We start from the raw sequence: 15,000 nt of genomic DNA on the forward strand, positions 1-15,000 counted from the left end.
GTAGGCGAGGAGAGAATCCTAAGGTGTGCGAGAGAACTCTGGTTAAGGAACTCGGCAAAATGACCCCGTAACTTCGGGAGAAGGGGTGCTTTCTTAACGGAAAGCCGCAGTGAATAGGCCCAAGCGACTGTTTAGCAAAAACACAGCTCTCTGCGAAGCCGTAAGGCGAAGTATAGGGGGTGACACCTGCCCGGTGCTGGAAGGTTAAGGAGAGGGGTTAGCGTAAGCGAAGCTCTGAACTGAAGCCCCAGTAAACGGCGGCCGTAACTATAACGGTCCTAAGGTAGCGAAATTCCTTGTCGGGTAAGTTCCGACCCGCACGAAAGGTGTAACGATTTGGGCACTGTCTCAACCAGAGACTCGGTGAAATTATAGTACCTGTGAAGATGCAGGTTACCCGCGACAGGACGGAAAGACCCCGTGGAGCTTTACTGTAGCCTGATATTGAATTTTGGTACAGTTTGTACAGGATAGGCGGGAGCCATTGAAACCGGAGCGCTAGCTTCGGTGGAGGCGCTGGTGGGATACCGCCCTGACTGTATTGAAATTCTAACCTACGGGTCTTATCGACCCGGGAGACAGTGTCAGGTGGGCAGTTTGACTGGGGCGGTCGCCTCCTAAAGTGTAACGGAGGCGCCCAAAGGTTCCCTCAGAATGGTTGGAAATCATTCGTAGAGTGCAAAGGCATAAGGGAGCTTGACTGCGAGACCTACAAGTCGAGCAGGGACGAAAGTCGGGCTTAGTGATCCGGTGGTTCCGCATGGAAGGGCCATCGCTCAACGGATAAAAGCTACCCCGGGGATAACAGGCTTATCTCCCCCAAGAGTCCACATCGACGGGGAGGTTTGGCACCTCGATGTCGGCTCATCGCATCCTGGGGCTGTAGTCGGTCCCAAGGGTTGGGCTGTTCGCCCATTAAAGCGGTACGCGAGCTGGGTTCAGAACGTCGTGAGACAGTTCGGTCCCTATCCGTCGTGGGCGTAGGAAATTTGAGAGGAGCTGTCCTTAGTACGAGAGGACCGGGATGGACGCACCGCTGGTGTACCAGTTGTTCTGCCAAGGGCATAGCTGGGTAGCTATGTGCGGAAGGGATAAGTGCTGAAAGCATCTAAGCATGAAGCCCCCCTCAAGATGAGATTTCCCATAGCGTAAGCTAGTAAGATCCCTGAAAGATGATCAGGTTGATAGGTTCGAGGTGGAAGCATGGTGACATGTGGAGCTGACGAATACTAATAGATCGAGGACTTAACCATATAATATGTAGCAAATGTTATCTAGTTTTGAAGGAATATGCCTTCATAGTTTGGTGATGATGGCAGAGAGGTCACACCCGTTCCCATACCGAACACGGAAGTTAAGCTCTCTAGCGCCGATGGTAGTTGGGACCTTGTCCCTGTGAGAGTAGGACGTCGCCAAGCAACTAAAAACACAAGTCTTTTGACTTGTGTTTTTTTTATTTCCCATGAAATAGGTTAGGTTCTGTTAGTAAAAATGATGAAATATAGTAAGGGATTTTTTGAGCAGAAATATTAAGAAATTGATAAATAAATGGATAATCTTCAGAGCCATAGCTTCCAAGTAAGTCATACCACCAATCTGTTTCATACCTAGAAATCATGCTTAAATTATAGAGCAATAAATAATGAACGAGGAGTTCAGGTAATACTGGTTTAGGATTTCTAGGATCAGTTGTAAGTGGTAAATAATAAGTATTAGTAAGATATTCATAGTATAAAGGAGTACTGTACATAGGATTCCATGATTGAATTGGCGCCGTAAAAAGTAAATTCGATTCATTAGTTTTCTCAGGTACATGTTGCATTGATAAATGCTTACAAGATGTTTCAATGTAGCGAGAAAATCTCTCTTTAGTCATATGTAATCGATCTAGTAGGTTGACTGAAAAGGAGAGCTCATTTTTAATTGTTGAATCAATTTTATATAAAGTTGATCCTTTTTGACTATAGCGGAACAAATTTTGTAATTCTGGAATATTTCCCATTAATTCTAACATGTTAAATTTTTCTGCTTCTAAGTGTTTCATGTGAAACAGTTGTTCTGCAACATGAGTAAACAATCCGTTTTTTTGTACCTTCACCTCATCTTCTAAAAATTGATACCCTTGTTTTTTTCGTTTGCGAGTTGTAACGCCATGAGCTAAAACAGTAGTGGATTCAGGATAGTTAGGATCAATGGTTAGTAGACATGCTTTAAAAAGTTGGCTAATTCCATAAAATAACAACATTGGTTGAATGGAAAATGGAGCTGTCTTATATAATTCATAATAATTTTTCCCGTGTTCTAAGTAATAAATAAAGGGATAACAATTTTCAAAACTTTTTTTTTCGGCATCCTGAATAGAGGATTTTTCATAACAACGGGCAAGATAACGTTGTACGTTTTGAGATGAAAAAAAGAAACTTAACTGCTGCCAAGTGCAAGATGTTTGATGCATATATTACGCTCCTTTTATTGTCTAAAAATTCTAACATATATATACGTCCTTGACAGTATTTTAACCAATTGATAAGCTACTAATAATAATTTCTGGTATCATAGGGGGAACAATTATGTGGGAATCTAAATTTGTTAAAGAAGGTTTGACTTTTGATGATGTATTACTTGTACCAGCTAGGTCAGATATATTACCAAGAGAAGTAAGTGTTAAAACAGTTTTATCTGAAAGCTTACAGCTAAACATCCCGTTAATTAGTGCAGGAATGGATACAGTAACAGAAGCTGACATGGCTATTGCAATGGCTCGCCAAGGTGGTTTAGGAATTATTCATAAGAATATGTCTATTGAGCAACAAGCAGAGCAAGTTGATAAAGTAAAGCGCTCTGAAAGCGGCGTTATTTCAGATCCTTTCTTCTTAACTCCAGAACATCAAGTATATGATGCAGAACATCTTATGGGAAAATATCGTATCTCAGGTGTACCGGTTGTAAATAATTTAGATGAGCGAAAATTAGTTGGTATTATTACAAACCGTGATATGCGCTTCATCCAAGACTACTCAATCAAAATTTCTGACGTAATGACAAAAGAACAATTAATTACAGCTCCAGTTGGTACTACACTGGAAGAAGCTGAAAAGATCCTACAAAAGTATAAAATTGAAAAACTCCCTCTTGTTGATAATAACGGTGTATTACAAGGGCTGATTACAATAAAAGATATTGAAAAAGTAATTGAATTCCCAAACTCTGCTAAAGATAAGCAAGGACGCTTATTAGTTGGAGCGGCAGTTGGTGTAACAGCTGATGCTATGCTTCGTATCGATGCATTAGTAAAAGCTAGTGTAGATGCAATTGTACTTGATACAGCTCATGGGCATTCTAAAGGCGTTATTGATAAGGTAAAGGAAGTTCGTGCTAAATATCCATCATTAAATATTATCGCTGGAAATGTTGCTACAGCTGAAGCAACGAAAGCATTAATTGAAGCTGGTGCAAACGTAGTTAAAGTTGGTATTGGACCAGGTTCTATTTGTACAACACGTGTTGTAGCTGGTGTTGGTGTACCACAATTAACAGCAGTTTATGATTGTGCAACCGAAGCTCGTAAACACGGTATTCCAGTTATTGCTGATGGCGGTGTTAAGTACTCTGGTGATATGGTTAAAGCTTTAGCAGCAGGAGCACATGTTGTTATGCTAGGTAGTATGTTTGCTGGTGTTGCCGAAAGTCCTGGAGAAACTGAAATTTACCAAGGTCGTCAATTTAAAGTGTATCGTGGTATGGGTTCTGTCGGTGCGATGGAAAAAGGAAGTAAAGATCGTTACTTCCAAGAAGGAAATAAAAAACTTGTTCCAGAAGGTATTGAAGGACGAGTACCATATAAAGGACCTTTAGCAGATACAGTTCACCAATTAGTTGGTGGCTTACGTGCAGGTATGGGATATTGCGGAGCACAGGATTTAGAATTCTTACGCGAAAATGCACAATTCATTCGTATGTCAGGTGCAGGCTTACGTGAAAGTCATCCTCATCACGTACAAATTACAAAAGAGGCTCCAAACTACTCATTATAATGTCTTATATACAAATAGACAGAGATTTGATATCTCTGTCTATTTTTTTTTGATTATGTTAGAATAACGGTTATGTGAGTACATAGATATTGGGGGTAGCAAAAGTGAAAGGTATGTTTTGCAAAAGATTCATTGCTTTGGTAACAGTGCTTACACTAGCTTGTAGCATTTTTATTCCATATAGCAATGCATCAGCTGAAACAGGAGCCGCTTTAAACATTGAAGCAGGCGCGGCAATTTTAGTAGAAGCGAATTCTGGGAAAATTTTATATCAAAAGAATGCAGATGAATTATTATCCATTGCTAGTATGACAAAGATGATGAGTGAATATTTAGTTCACGAAGCAGTGGATAAAGGAAAACTTAAGTGGGACCAGAAAATTAAGGTTTCTGAATATGCATATAAGGTTTCACAAGATGCTTCATTATCAAATGTTGCATTAGAAAATGGTGGCTCTTATACAGTAAAAGAGTTATATGAGGCAATGGCAATCTTTTCTGCAAATGGTGCAACAATTGCATTAGCAGAAGCAATTGCAGGTAAAGAAGTAGATTTCGTAAAAATGATGAATGATAAATCGAAAGAACTAGGGTTGAAAAATTATAAATTTGTCAATTCTACAGGTTTAACGAATAAAGATTTAAAGGGAATGCACCCTGAAGGAACAACAGCAGATGAAGAAAATAAAATGTCTGCAAAGGATGTTGCAACTTTAGCACAACATTTAATTAAAGATTATCCAAAAGTGTTAGATACAGCAAAAATTCCTAAAAAAGAATTCCGTCCAGAAAAAGAGAAGTTTGCAATGTCAAACTGGAACTGGATGTTAAAGGGCTTAGTTAAAGAATATGATGGCGTAGATGGTCTGAAAACAGGCTCAACTCCAGAAGCAGGAGATTGCTTCACTGGTACGGTTGAAAGAAACGGTATGCGTTTTATTTCTGTAGTTATTAAAACAAGTTCTCATACAGCACGTTTTGATGAAACAAAGAAGCTATATGATTATGGATTTGCTAACTTTGAAGTGAAACAAATGTATAAAAAAGGTTCTTCAGTAAAAGGACAAGAAACAGTAAGAGTAGAAAATGCGAAAGATAAAGATGTAGCAGTTCAAACGAAACAAGCTATTTCACTTCCAGTGCCAAAAGGAAGTAAAGATGTTTATAAAACAGAATTAAAAGAATCAAGTAAGGGACAAGAAGCACCTATTAAAAAGGGAGCTGCGCTTGGTCAAATGGTAATTACGCCAAAAGATACAAACGACCCTGGATTTTTAACTGGTAAGTCGTTGCAAGTGGATCTTGTAACAACATCTGAAGTAGAAGAAGCAAACTGGTTTACTCGTGCTATGCGCGGAATTGGTTCATTCTTTAGTGGTATGTGGAATAGTGCTGTTGATACAGTAAAAGGTTGGTTTTAGAAGCTCCTCATGGTAGGGGCTTTTTTTTTATTCCTATTTTTCATACCGACTTTATGAAAAAGTAGTAGACAAGCATCTGATAGTTAGTGGTAGAATGTAAGAGTATTCTTAATTTTCGCCTTTAACGGGGGAAAGCAATTCACCTAGGGGGGTTTTTGTACATGACAAATGTAACAGGGACAGAGCGTGTAAAACGTGGAATGGCAGAAATGCAAAAAGGCGGCGTTATTATGGACGTAATTAACGCTGAACAAGCAAAAATTGCAGAAGAGGCAGGCGCAGTTGCCGTTATGGCATTAGAGCGTGTACCAGCAGACATTCGTGCAGCAGGTGGCGTTTCTCGTATGGCAGACCCAACAATCGTTGAAGAAGTTATGGGTGCAGTGTCAATTCCGGTTATGGCAAAATGCCGTATCGGTCACCTTGTAGAAGCACGTGTATTAGAATCATTAGGGGTAGACTATATCGATGAGAGTGAAGTATTAACTCCTGCTGATGAAGTATACCATTTAAATAAACGTGATTACACAGTTCCATTTGTATGTGGTTGCCGTGATATCGGAGAAGCTGCACGTCGTATTGCAGAAGGTGCATCTATGCTTCGTACAAAAGGTGAACCAGGAACAGGAAACATTGTAGAGGCAGTGCGTCATATGCGCCAAGTCAATGCAGAAATCCGTCAAGTTGCGAGTCTACGTGAAGATGAGTTAATGACATATGCAAAAAATACTGGTGCTCCTTACGAAGTATTACTTGAAATTAAACGTCTTGGTCGCTTACCAGTTGTAAACTTTGCGGCAGGTGGTATAGCAACGCCAGCAGATGCTGCATTAATGATGCAACTTGGTGCTGATGGGGTATTTGTTGGATCTGGTATCTTCAAATCAGAAAACCCAGAGAGATTTGCACGTGCAATTGTTGAAGCAACGACTCATTATGAAGATTACGAACTAATTGCAAGTCTTTCTAAAGGATTAGGTAATGCAATGAAGGGTATCGAAATTTCAACGTTATTACCAGAACAACGCATGCAAGAGCGTGGATGGTAATTAAAGGAGAACTTTAAAATGGTGAAAATCGGTGTACTAGGTCTTCAAGGTGCAGTTCGTGAACATGTAAAATCAGTTGAAGCAAGTGGTGCAGAAGCTGTTGTTGTAAAGCGTATAGAGCAACTTGAAGAGATTGATGGTCTTATTTTACCAGGCGGTGAAAGTACAACAATGCGCCGTCTTATTGATAAGTATGCTTTCATGGAACCACTTCGCACATTTGCAAAGTCTGGTAAACCAATGTTTGGTACGTGTGCAGGGATGATTCTTCTTGCGAAAACACTTATTGGCTATGAAGAAGCACATATTGGTGCTATGGATATTACAGTTGAGCGCAATGCGTTCGGACGCCAAAAGGATAGTTTTGAAGCTGCGCTTTCAATTGAAGGCGTGGGTGAAGACTTCGTTGGTGTATTTATCCGTGCGCCGTATGTTGTAGAAGTAGCTGATAATGTTGAAGTGCTTTCTAAGCATGGTGACCGAATGGTAGCGGTAAGACAAGATCAGTTTTTAGCTGCTTCATTCCATCCAGAATTAACAGATGATCATCGTGTAACAGCATACTTTGTTGAAATGGTAAAAGAAGCGAAAATGAAAAAAGTTGTATAAGTAACTTGCAACTTGTATAAGATTATAGTAAATTGATGGTAACAATTTTATAAAATAAGCGTGTTGATAGGAAATAGTAACAAATGTTGTTTCTTATAGAGAGTCGATGGTTGGTGGAAATCGATAGAAACAGTTTGTGAATCCATCCTGGAATGGAATGTGGAACATCTTTTGGATTAAGTAAGCATTCCCGGTGAAGAGCCGTTATTTCTACTTGAGAGGAAAGCGGTAATGCTTTCAACTAGGGTGGCAACGCGGGTTAACTCCCGTCCCTTTATATAGGGACGGGAGTTTTTTGTGTTTTATAAAATAAAAGGAGGAGTATATAATGCTTGATATTAAATTTTTACGTACAAACTTTGAAGAAGTAAAAGCGAAATTACAGCATAGAGGTGAAGATCTAACTGATTTCGGACGTTTTGAAGAACTTGATACGAGAAGAAGAGAACTACTTGTTCAGACAGAAGAATTAAAAAGTAAACGTAATGAAGTGTCTCAACAAATCTCTGTATTAAAGCGCGAAAAGAAAGATGCAGAAGCTCTAATTTTAGAAATGCGTGAGGTTGGAGAAAAAGTAAAGGATTTTGATAACGAACTTCGCACAGTTGAAGAAGACTTAGAAAGATTAATGTTATCTATTCCAAATATCCCTCATGAGTCTGCTCCAGTCGGTGAAACAGAGGATGATAATGTAGTAGCGCGTACTTGGGGAGAAGTAAAAGAATTTACTTTTGAACCAAAACCACATTGGGATCTTGCTACTGATTTAGGAATTTTAGATTTTGAACGCGCTGGGAAAGTAACAGGAAGCCGCTTCGTATTTTACAAAGGTGCTGGTGCAAGATTAGAGCGTGCTTTAATTAGCTTTATGCTTGATCTTCATACTGATGAGCATGGATATGAAGAAGTATTACCTCCATATATGGTAAACCGCGCAAGTATGACAGGAACAGGACAACTTCCAAAGTTTGAAGAAGATGCATTCCGTATTGAAAGTGAAGATTATTTCTTAATTCCAACAGCTGAAGTACCTGTAACGAATATGCATCGTGATGAGATTTTAAATAAAGAGCAATTGCCTATAAGATATGCTGCATTTAGCTCTTGCTTCCGCTCTGAAGCAGGTTCAGCTGGTCGCGATACACGCGGTTTAATTCGCCAGCATCAGTTCAATAAAGTAGAGCTTGTGAAGTTCGTAAAACCAGAAGATTCTTATGAAGAGTTAGAAAAATTAACAAATGATGCAGAACGCGTGTTACAATTATTAGAGTTGCCATATCGCGTTATGAGCATGTGCACAGGCGATTTAGGATTTACAGCAGCGAAGAAATACGATATTGAAGTATGGATTCCAAGCTATGGCACATATCGTGAAATTTCTTCTTGTAGTAATTTTGAAGCTTTCCAAGCGAGACGTGCAAATATCCGTTTCCGCCGTGAGCCAAATGGAAAACCAGAACATGTCCATACATTAAATGGATCTGGTCTTGCAATTGGACGTACGGTTGCAGCTATTTTAGAGAACTACCAACAAGAAGATGGTACAATTATAATTCCAGAAGTTCTTCGCCCTTATATGGGAGGAAAAACAGTTATTAAGTAAATTTAAACATTCATCGGTATGAGTGATTGGTAATTATGAGCGTTGTCAGTACTTTAATGTAGGAAGGGGAAAGTAAAATTTTCCTTTCCTCATAATTTATTTTAGTAGGGTTGACTAACTGTTTTTCTTTTGATATTATATTTGATGTCAATATGGAGGTATACCCAAGTCTGGCTGAAGGGATCGGTCTTGAAAACCGACAGGCGGCGAGAGTCGCGCGGGGGTTCGAATCCCTCTACCTCCTCCAGATATAATTGACAACAGCGCATATAAGTGGAGATTGGAGAACTCGTTACCAACACGTAACGAGTTTTTATTTTAAAACCAATCATAAAGTATGGTGTAAGGTAATTTTGTCCTTATTACACACTCATATTCCGATGATTATCTTCATAGATATGAAAGGAGTCAACATGGATCTTATTATACAAACGTTTCCTTTAGATGGAAAAACTTTATATTATGTACAATGTCCTGTCTGTAAGAACAATAGAATTTTAAACAGTGGTGCAAACGTATCACGCATTATTAGTGATGATACATTCCGTAAACTTTGTGGTTGTACTTGTGATGTAAAACCAGCTACGAATAAAGTAGAGGTGCCAAAACAAGTTAAAAAAGCAGCTGTAAAGAAAGAAGCGGCTCCAAAACGTACAGGTAAAGTATTAACGGCAGTAATTAATGGGAAAGAAATGACTGTTAAAGAGATTGCTGAAGCATACGATATTAGTACGAGTACTGTTCGTCAGCGTATTAACGCAGGAAAACCTGAGAGTGAAATTATTGCTCCAACAAAGAAGAAGTAATTTAATAGGAAAACCCGTGCATATGCACGGGTTTTTTATTTTACAAGTTTACGTGTTTGTTTTAAAAAATGCCCAATTTTTTTAATGATTGGTTCGATTGAATCCCCATCTTTTAAAATATCGTACTCATTAATATTTAAGCGTAATACAGGGCATGAATTAAAGTTGTTAATCCAGTTTTCATAACGTCCATGCATTTCTTTCCAGTACTCAATTGGCGTTTGCTGTTCCATTGGGCGTCCGCGTTCCTGAATACGATCGACAATATCATCGAAAGAACCTTCTAAGTAAATTAATAAGTCTGGATGAGGGAAGTAAGGAGTCATGACCATAGCGTCAAATAACCCTTTGTATGTTTCATAATCAGTTTCCGTCATCGTACCTTTTTCATGATGCATCTTTGCGAAAATTCCAGTGTCTTCGTAAATAGAACGATCTTGAACAAAACCGCCACCGTATTCAAAAATTCTTTTTTGTTCCTTAAATCGTTCTGCTAAAAAGTACACTTGTAGGTGGAAGCTCCAGCGAGTGAAGTCCGCATAGAACTTGTCCAAGTATGGATTGGAATCTACTTTTTCAAATGATGTGCGATAACCTAAAGCATTAGCTAATGCAGTTGTCATAGTTGATTTACCCACACCTACCGTTCCGGCGATAGTGATTACTGCGTCATTGGGTATATCATATTTTTGCCTTAAATTCATTATTATTTCGACTCCTTTAAGAGAGTATTTTGAAGGGCAGATAGGATGACGTTTAAATCATCAGGATTTTTTACAAAATCCATATCGTCTCCATTAAATTTCAATACTGGTATTTCCGGATGATCTTTTTTAAAAGCATCCATTGCTGTTTCATAATCTTTTGTGAGCTGTAGTAAGTAATTTGGATCCATGTTTTTTTCAAATTCTCTTCCGCGCATGGCGATTCGTTTTTGCAATGTTTCTAGGCTAGCTGTTAAATAAACAATGACGTTTGGCACAGGCATATCTTGTGTAAGAATACGATAAATTTGCATGTACTTGTCATATTGAGAGTCTTTTAATGTGCGGGATGCAAAAATTAAATTTTTAAAGATATGGTAATCCGCTACTACTGGTTTCCTTTGATTCAAATACTTTATGTTAATATCTTCTAATTGTTTGTATCTATTACAAAGAAAGAACATCTCTGTTTGAAAACTCCATTCGTCGATGTCTTCATAGAACTTTCCTAAAAAGGGATTTTCATCAACAATCTCTTTTAGTAAGTGGAGTTGCATGTGAGTTGAAATTTCCTTCGCAAGTGAAGTTTTTCCAACACCAATTGGTCCTTCAACCGTGATAAATGGTACTCCGGTCACGCTGTTTCCTCCTTTCAATCAGTGATTTACCGTGACTACTAAAAACACAAAACAGAATTATTGTAGCACAAGAGGGAAGCGAGCGGGTTAATTTGATATAAAAAGTTAGAAAATAGATATATGTATTAATTAAATTTTATTTTGGATGACGATGTTATATTTGCTTTCAATGTAGTTTCCATTATTTTTAAAGCATGTATATTATCTTGGTCGTTGTTAGAGGCGATACAATCCTGTGGTACATACAATGTATAATTTCTCATATGGGCATCATTAGCTGTAAAGAGGATACATATATTTCCGGCAACTCCTGTTAATATTAGATTTTCTATTTTTAAATAACCTAGTAATGAATTTAAAGGTGTTTCATAAAAAGCGGAATAATGTGGTTTAATAAAAATGTAATCATCAGAACTTGGAGCAATCTTATGGATTATATTTTCGCTATATTTATTTGTGCAATGAGTAATAAGTTGGTCGATATCAGATCTCCAAAGTTGATAATGGTCATTAACGTAAATTATAGGATAGCCGAAGGATTTCATTTTTTTCTTTAATTGTAAAATAGGGTTTGTGATAGTCTCACATTTTTGAGCTAGAATGGGTCCGTGGGAAAATTGAAAGTCATTAATCATATCGATAATGAGCAAGGCGGTATTTTTCATATGTAATCCCCTCTCTTTTTTCTTTTAGGGTGGATTGAATATGTAAAAGTTATCCCCTGTGTAGTAAATGGAAATAAGTGTACTTTATTTGTAATGAAAGGACTATGTTATGGAACAAGATCAAGATATTTATTTTATGCAATTAGCGATAGAAGAAGCCAAAAAGGCAGAGGAAATACAGGAAGTTCCAATTGGAGCAGTTATAGTGTTAGATGGTGAGGTAATTAGTGTTGCCCATAATTTAAGGGAAACTGAGCAAAGATCAATAGCTCATGCTGAGTTGCTAGCAATAGATGAGGCGTGTAAAAAATTAGGGACATGGCGTTTAGAAGATGCAACATTGTATGTAACATTAGAACCTTGTCCAATGTGTGCGGGTGGAATTGTTTTATCACGAGTGAAGCGAGTTGTATATGGTGCAAGTGATCCGAAGGGCGGGTGTGCAGGGACATTAATGAATCTTTTAACGGATGAACGCTTCAATCATCAATGTGAAGTAGTATCTGGTGTATTAGAGGAAGAATGCGGTACGTTGTTAACAAACTTTTTTAGAGAGCTTCGTAAAAAAAGAAAAGCGATAAAAAAATTAGAGAAAAATACTGGGAACTAACGTATTTGCATTTTATAAAGAAACAAGTTATACTGATAATGCCTTTAATGAAGGCAACCGAATATTGGTTTTAACTTTGCCGTGCTAAGCGGGGAGGTAGCGGTGCCCTATACTCGCAATCCGCTCTAGCGAGGCCGAATCCCCTCTCGAGGTTATGTTGCTGTAAGGTCTGCCTTAAGTAAGTGGTGTTGACGTTTGGGTCCTGCGCAACGGGACCCCGTGAACCTTGTCAGGTCCGGAAGGAAGCAGCAATAAGCGGGTCTTCTCGTGTGCCGCAGGAGTGCCTGAACCGAGCTAACTGCTTGAGTAACGCTTATGGTACGTAATCGACGGAGGGTGCACGGCAGTTATATATGTATACAAAACTCACCTTAATACAAAGGTGAGTTTTTTGTATAGAAAATAACTTTTGGAATCTATAAACAGAATGGGTTATAATAAATGAGATAATAACCTTTGAGGGAGGCCGTATTTTCGTGTCATACCAAGCGTTATACCGAACATGGAGACCGCAAAAGTTCGAAGATGTAGTCGGTCAAAAGCACGTGACAAAAACGTTGCAAAATGCCCTTCTTCAAGAGAAAGTTTCACATGCTTATTTATTTTCTGGTCCTAGGGGAACAGGAAAAACGACAATTGCAAAAGTATTTGCAAAAGCAATTAACTGTGAACATGCTCCGGTAGCTGAACCTTGTAATGAATGTCCTTCTTGTTTAGGAATTACACAAGGATCCATTTCAGATGTATTAGAAATTGATGCGGCTTCAAATAACGGTGTAGATGAAATTCGAGATATTAGAGATAAAGTAAAATATGCTCCAAGTGCTGTAGAATATAAAGTATACATTATTGATGAAGTTCACATGCTTTCTATGGGTGCATTCAATGCGCTTTTAAAAACCTTAGAAGAGCCGCCAGGACATGTTATCTTTATTTTGGCGACAACAGAACCTCATAAGATCCCGCCTACAATTATTTCGCGTTGTCAGCGTTTTGAATTCCGAAAAATATCAGTGAATGATATTGTTGAGAGATTATCAACGGTTGTGACAAACGAAGGTACGCAAGTGGAAGATGAAGCATTACAAATTGTTGCCCGTGCTGCTGAAGGTGGTATGCGTGACGCGCTTAGTCTTATTGATCAGGCTATATCTTATAGTGATGAGATTGTTACGACAGAAGATGTATTGGCCGTAACAGGATCTGTTTCTCAGCAATACTTAGGCAATTTAGTAGAATGCATACGTGAAAATGATGTATCAAGAGCATTACAGATCATAGATGAAATGATGAGTAAAGGGAAGGATCCAGTTCGTTTTATGGAGGATTTCATTTACTATTATCGTGATATGCTTTTATATCAAACTTCACCGCAACTAGAACATATGTTGGAACGAGTAATTGTAGATGATCAATTCCGTAAGTTGAGTGAAGAAATGCAACCGGAAGTGATCTATGAGATTATTCATACCCTTAGTAAGGGACAACAGGAAATGAAGTGGACAAATCATCCGCGTATTTTCTTAGAAGTTGTTATGGTGCAATTGTGTCAACAGTTTATGATGCAAGCAAACGGTACTGATCGTTTGCAAGCAATTATGAACAGGATGCAGCAATTGGAGAAAGAGTTAGAGCAAGTCAAAAAGAACGGTGTGCCAGCTGGTGTACAACAGGAAGTAAGAGAGACACGTGCAACACCAAAACCCGTACGAACAGGAAGTATGAAGATTCCTGTCGGGCGTGTAAATGAAGTATTAAAACAAGCGAAGCGTCAAGATTTAGAACAATTAAAAGCTGTATGGGGTGAGTTGTTAGGAAGACTCAAATCATATAACAAAGTAGCGTTTGCTGTTCTACTAGAAAATAGCGAACCAGTGGCAGCTTCAGATGACACTTACGTTTTAGCATTTCAATATGAGATTCACTGTAAGATGGCGAGCGAAAATCGAGAAGCTATGGATACAGTAGAACAAGCTTTATTTGAATTGCTAAGTAAAAGGTTAAATATGATTGCCATTCCAAAAAGTGAATGGGGTAAAATCCGTGAAGACTTTTTACAACGTGAAGGTGGAGAGTCTGAAGAAAGCCCGGAGAAAAAGGAAGACCCTCTTATAGAAGAGGCAGTGAAATTAGTAGGACAAGAACTCATTGAAATAAAAGAGTAATAATTAGGAGGAATTAATTATGATGCGTGGCGGAATGGGAAATATGAATAACATGATGAAACAAATGCAAAAGATGCAAAAAGACATGGCGAAAGCACAAGAAGAGCTTGGTGAAAAAACAGTTGAAGGTACAGCTGGCGGCGGAATGATTACAGTTATTGCAAATGGTCACAAGCAAATTCTTGAAGTGAAGATTAAAGAAGAGGTTGTAGATCCAGAGGATATCGAAATGTTACAAGACTTAGTGTTAGCTGCAACAAATGATGCACTTAAAAAGGCTGATGAGCTATCAAACTCTACGATGGGTAAATTTACAAAAGGCTTAAACTTACCAGGTGGAATGTTCTAGGAGGATATTGATACATGCATTATCCAGAACCAATATCAAAACTAATCGATAGTTTTATGAAGTTGCCAGGTATCGGACCGAAAACAGCGGTTCGATTGGCATTTTTCGTATTAGATATGAAAGAAGATGATGTGTTAGGTTTTGCGAAAGCACTTGTAAATGCGAAGCGAGATTTAGCGTATTGTTCTGTATGTGGACATATTACTGATCGTGATCCTTGTTATATTTGTAATGATTCGCATCGAGATCAATCAGTTGTTTGTGTCGTGCAAGAACCGAAAGATGTAATCGCGATGGAAAAAATGAAAGAGTATCAAGGTGTATATCATGTGTTACGTGGTGCGATT

At 38.4% G+C, this 15,000-nt stretch carries 14 protein-coding genes, 1 tRNA gene, 2 rRNA genes, 1 other RNA gene and 1 other annotated feature (2 of these 19 running past the window's edge); of the genes, 14 read left to right on the forward strand and 4 right to left on the reverse strand.

Translation table 11 applies throughout. The features are described from left to right. Both MHH27_RS00050 and rrf read left to right on the forward strand, forming a co-directional pair. Window positions 1–1,253: ribosomal RNA gene (locus tag MHH27_RS00050) — 23S ribosomal RNA — on the forward strand (it extends 1,669 nt beyond the left edge of the window). Between the two features lie 49 nt (window positions 1,254–1,302). Next, a 5S ribosomal RNA gene (rrf, locus tag MHH27_RS00055) occupies window positions 1,303–1,418 on the forward strand. A gap of 35 nt (window positions 1,419–1,453) precedes the next feature. On the opposite strand, the gene MHH27_RS00060 is transcribed toward rrf, so the two are convergent. Then, the gene (locus tag MHH27_RS00060) at window positions 1,454–2,455 is read right to left on the reverse strand and encodes a YaaC family protein (protein WP_053563256.1); all 1,002 of its coding nucleotides are present in this window, start codon (window positions 2,453–2,455) and stop codon (window positions 1,454–1,456) included. 115 nt (window positions 2,456–2,570) lie between these two features. On the opposite strand from MHH27_RS00060, the gene guaB reads away from it, so the two are divergent. From guaB to MHH27_RS00095, 7 genes are all read left to right on the forward strand, one after another. Continuing rightward, window positions 2,571–4,034: an IMP dehydrogenase gene (guaB, locus tag MHH27_RS00065; RefSeq protein ID WP_000264089.1), complete on the forward strand. Its 1,464-nt coding sequence runs from the start codon at window positions 2,571–2,573 to the stop codon at window positions 4,032–4,034. Between the two features lie 113 nt (window positions 4,035–4,147). Beyond that, window positions 4,148–5,455 carry a D-alanyl-D-alanine carboxypeptidase DacA gene (dacA, locus tag MHH27_RS00070; protein ID WP_139213359.1) on the forward strand — a complete coding sequence of 436 codons (1,308 nt, stop codon included), beginning with the start codon at window positions 4,148–4,150 and terminating at the stop codon, window positions 5,453–5,455. A gap of 161 nt (window positions 5,456–5,616) precedes the next feature. Beyond that, window positions 5,617–6,504, forward strand: coding sequence for a pyridoxal 5'-phosphate synthase lyase subunit PdxS (pdxS, locus tag MHH27_RS00075; RefSeq protein ID WP_000186154.1), 888 nt, complete (start codon window positions 5,617–5,619; stop codon window positions 6,502–6,504). Between the two features lie 18 nt (window positions 6,505–6,522). Beyond that, a complete protein-coding gene (gene pdxT / locus MHH27_RS00080) occupies window positions 6,523–7,113 on the forward strand; it encodes a pyridoxal 5'-phosphate synthase glutaminase subunit PdxT (protein WP_000238785.1) in 591 nt (196 codons plus the stop codon). Between the two features lie 54 nt (window positions 7,114–7,167). After that, window positions 7,168–7,390, forward strand: a binding site (T-box leader). 51 nt (window positions 7,391–7,441) lie between these two features. Continuing rightward, on the forward strand, window positions 7,442–8,716 hold the full coding sequence (serS, locus tag MHH27_RS00085) for a serine--tRNA ligase (protein ID WP_000884174.1): 1,275 nt from the start codon (window positions 7,442–7,444) through the stop codon (window positions 8,714–8,716). A 154-nt stretch (window positions 8,717–8,870) separates the two neighbouring features. Further along, window positions 8,871–8,963: transfer RNA gene (locus MHH27_RS00090), tRNA-Ser, on the forward strand. A gap of 166 nt (window positions 8,964–9,129) precedes the next feature. Further along, window positions 9,130–9,522, forward strand: a complete 393-nt coding sequence (locus tag MHH27_RS00095; protein WP_000364192.1) for a DUF3797 domain-containing protein — start codon at window positions 9,130–9,132, stop codon at window positions 9,520–9,522. A 35-nt stretch (window positions 9,523–9,557) separates the two neighbouring features. Here the strand turns inward: MHH27_RS00095 and MHH27_RS00100 are convergent, their stop codons facing one another. From MHH27_RS00100 to MHH27_RS00110, 3 genes are all read right to left on the reverse strand, one after another. Further along, window positions 9,558–10,226 carry a deoxynucleoside kinase gene (locus tag MHH27_RS00100; protein ID WP_001053585.1) on the reverse strand — a complete coding sequence of 223 codons (669 nt, stop codon included), beginning with the start codon at window positions 10,224–10,226 and terminating at the stop codon, window positions 9,558–9,560. A 2-nt stretch (window positions 10,227–10,228) separates the two neighbouring features. After that, window positions 10,229–10,864 (reverse strand): deoxynucleoside kinase, encoded by a 636-nt coding sequence (locus tag MHH27_RS00105; protein WP_000148218.1) that lies wholly within the window; start codon window positions 10,862–10,864, stop codon window positions 10,229–10,231. 125 nt (window positions 10,865–10,989) lie between these two features. Further along, window positions 10,990–11,529 (reverse strand): isochorismatase family cysteine hydrolase, encoded by a 540-nt coding sequence (locus MHH27_RS00110; RefSeq protein ID WP_053563255.1) that lies wholly within the window; start codon window positions 11,527–11,529, stop codon window positions 10,990–10,992. A gap of 109 nt (window positions 11,530–11,638) precedes the next feature. On the opposite strand from MHH27_RS00110, the gene tadA reads away from it, so the two are divergent. The 5 genes from tadA to recR form a co-directional block, all read left to right on the forward strand. Further along, window positions 11,639–12,139, forward strand: coding sequence for a tRNA adenosine(34) deaminase TadA (gene tadA, locus MHH27_RS00115; protein WP_000434330.1), 501 nt, complete (start codon window positions 11,639–11,641; stop codon window positions 12,137–12,139). Window positions 12,140–12,218: 79 nt separating this feature from the next. Beyond that, an RNA gene (gene ffs / locus MHH27_RS00120) (signal recognition particle sRNA large type) lies at window positions 12,219–12,483 on the forward strand. A 132-nt stretch (window positions 12,484–12,615) separates the two neighbouring features. Then, the gene (dnaX, locus tag MHH27_RS00125; protein WP_000121561.1) at window positions 12,616–14,304 is read left to right on the forward strand and encodes a DNA polymerase III subunit gamma/tau; all 1,689 of its coding nucleotides are present in this window, start codon (window positions 12,616–12,618) and stop codon (window positions 14,302–14,304) included. Between the two features lie 22 nt (window positions 14,305–14,326). After that, entirely contained in the window at window positions 14,327–14,653 is a 327-nt protein-coding gene (locus MHH27_RS00130) for a YbaB/EbfC family nucleoid-associated protein (protein ID WP_014894853.1), read from the forward strand. A gap of 14 nt (window positions 14,654–14,667) precedes the next feature. After that, window positions 14,668–15,000, forward strand: the 5' portion of a protein-coding gene (recR, locus tag MHH27_RS00135) for a recombination protein RecR (protein ID WP_000559169.1). Its footprint extends 264 nt past the window's final position; 333 of the gene's 597 nt are visible here — the first part of the coding sequence; the start codon lies at window positions 14,668–14,670; the stop codon falls past the right edge of the window.

This window comes from Bacillus sp. FSL L8-0152, assembly GCF_038006365.1.
GTDB lineage: Bacteria > Bacillota > Bacilli > Bacillales > Bacillaceae_G > Bacillus_A > Bacillus_A cereus.

What these genes read in the sequence shown, in the direction of transcription:
- MHH27_RS00060 (WP_053563256.1), bottom strand. Translation starts at nt 2,455, where the DNA reads ATGCATCAAACATCTTGCACTTGGCAGCAGTTAAGTTTCTTTTTTTCA.
- guaB (WP_000264089.1), top strand. Translation starts at nt 2,571, where the DNA reads ATGTGGGAATCTAAATTTGTTAAAGAAGGTTTGACTTTTGATGATGTA.
- dacA (WP_139213359.1), top strand. Translation starts at nt 4,148, where the DNA reads ATGTTTTGCAAAAGATTCATTGCTTTGGTAACAGTGCTTACACTAGCT.
- pdxS (WP_000186154.1), top strand. Translation starts at nt 5,617, where the DNA reads ATGACAAATGTAACAGGGACAGAGCGTGTAAAACGTGGAATGGCAGAA.
- pdxT (WP_000238785.1), top strand. Translation starts at nt 6,523, where the DNA reads ATGGTGAAAATCGGTGTACTAGGTCTTCAAGGTGCAGTTCGTGAACAT.
- serS (WP_000884174.1), top strand. Translation starts at nt 7,442, where the DNA reads ATGCTTGATATTAAATTTTTACGTACAAACTTTGAAGAAGTAAAAGCG.
- MHH27_RS00095 (WP_000364192.1), top strand. Translation starts at nt 9,130, where the DNA reads ATGGATCTTATTATACAAACGTTTCCTTTAGATGGAAAAACTTTATAT.
- MHH27_RS00100 (WP_001053585.1), bottom strand. Translation starts at nt 10,226, where the DNA reads ATGAATTTAAGGCAAAAATATGATATACCCAATGACGCAGTAATCACT.
- MHH27_RS00110 (WP_053563255.1), bottom strand. Translation starts at nt 11,529, where the DNA reads ATGAAAAATACCGCCTTGCTCATTATCGATATGATTAATGACTTTCAA.
- tadA (WP_000434330.1), top strand. Translation starts at nt 11,639, where the DNA reads ATGGAACAAGATCAAGATATTTATTTTATGCAATTAGCGATAGAAGAA.
- MHH27_RS00130 (WP_014894853.1), top strand. Translation starts at nt 14,327, where the DNA reads ATGCGTGGCGGAATGGGAAATATGAATAACATGATGAAACAAATGCAA.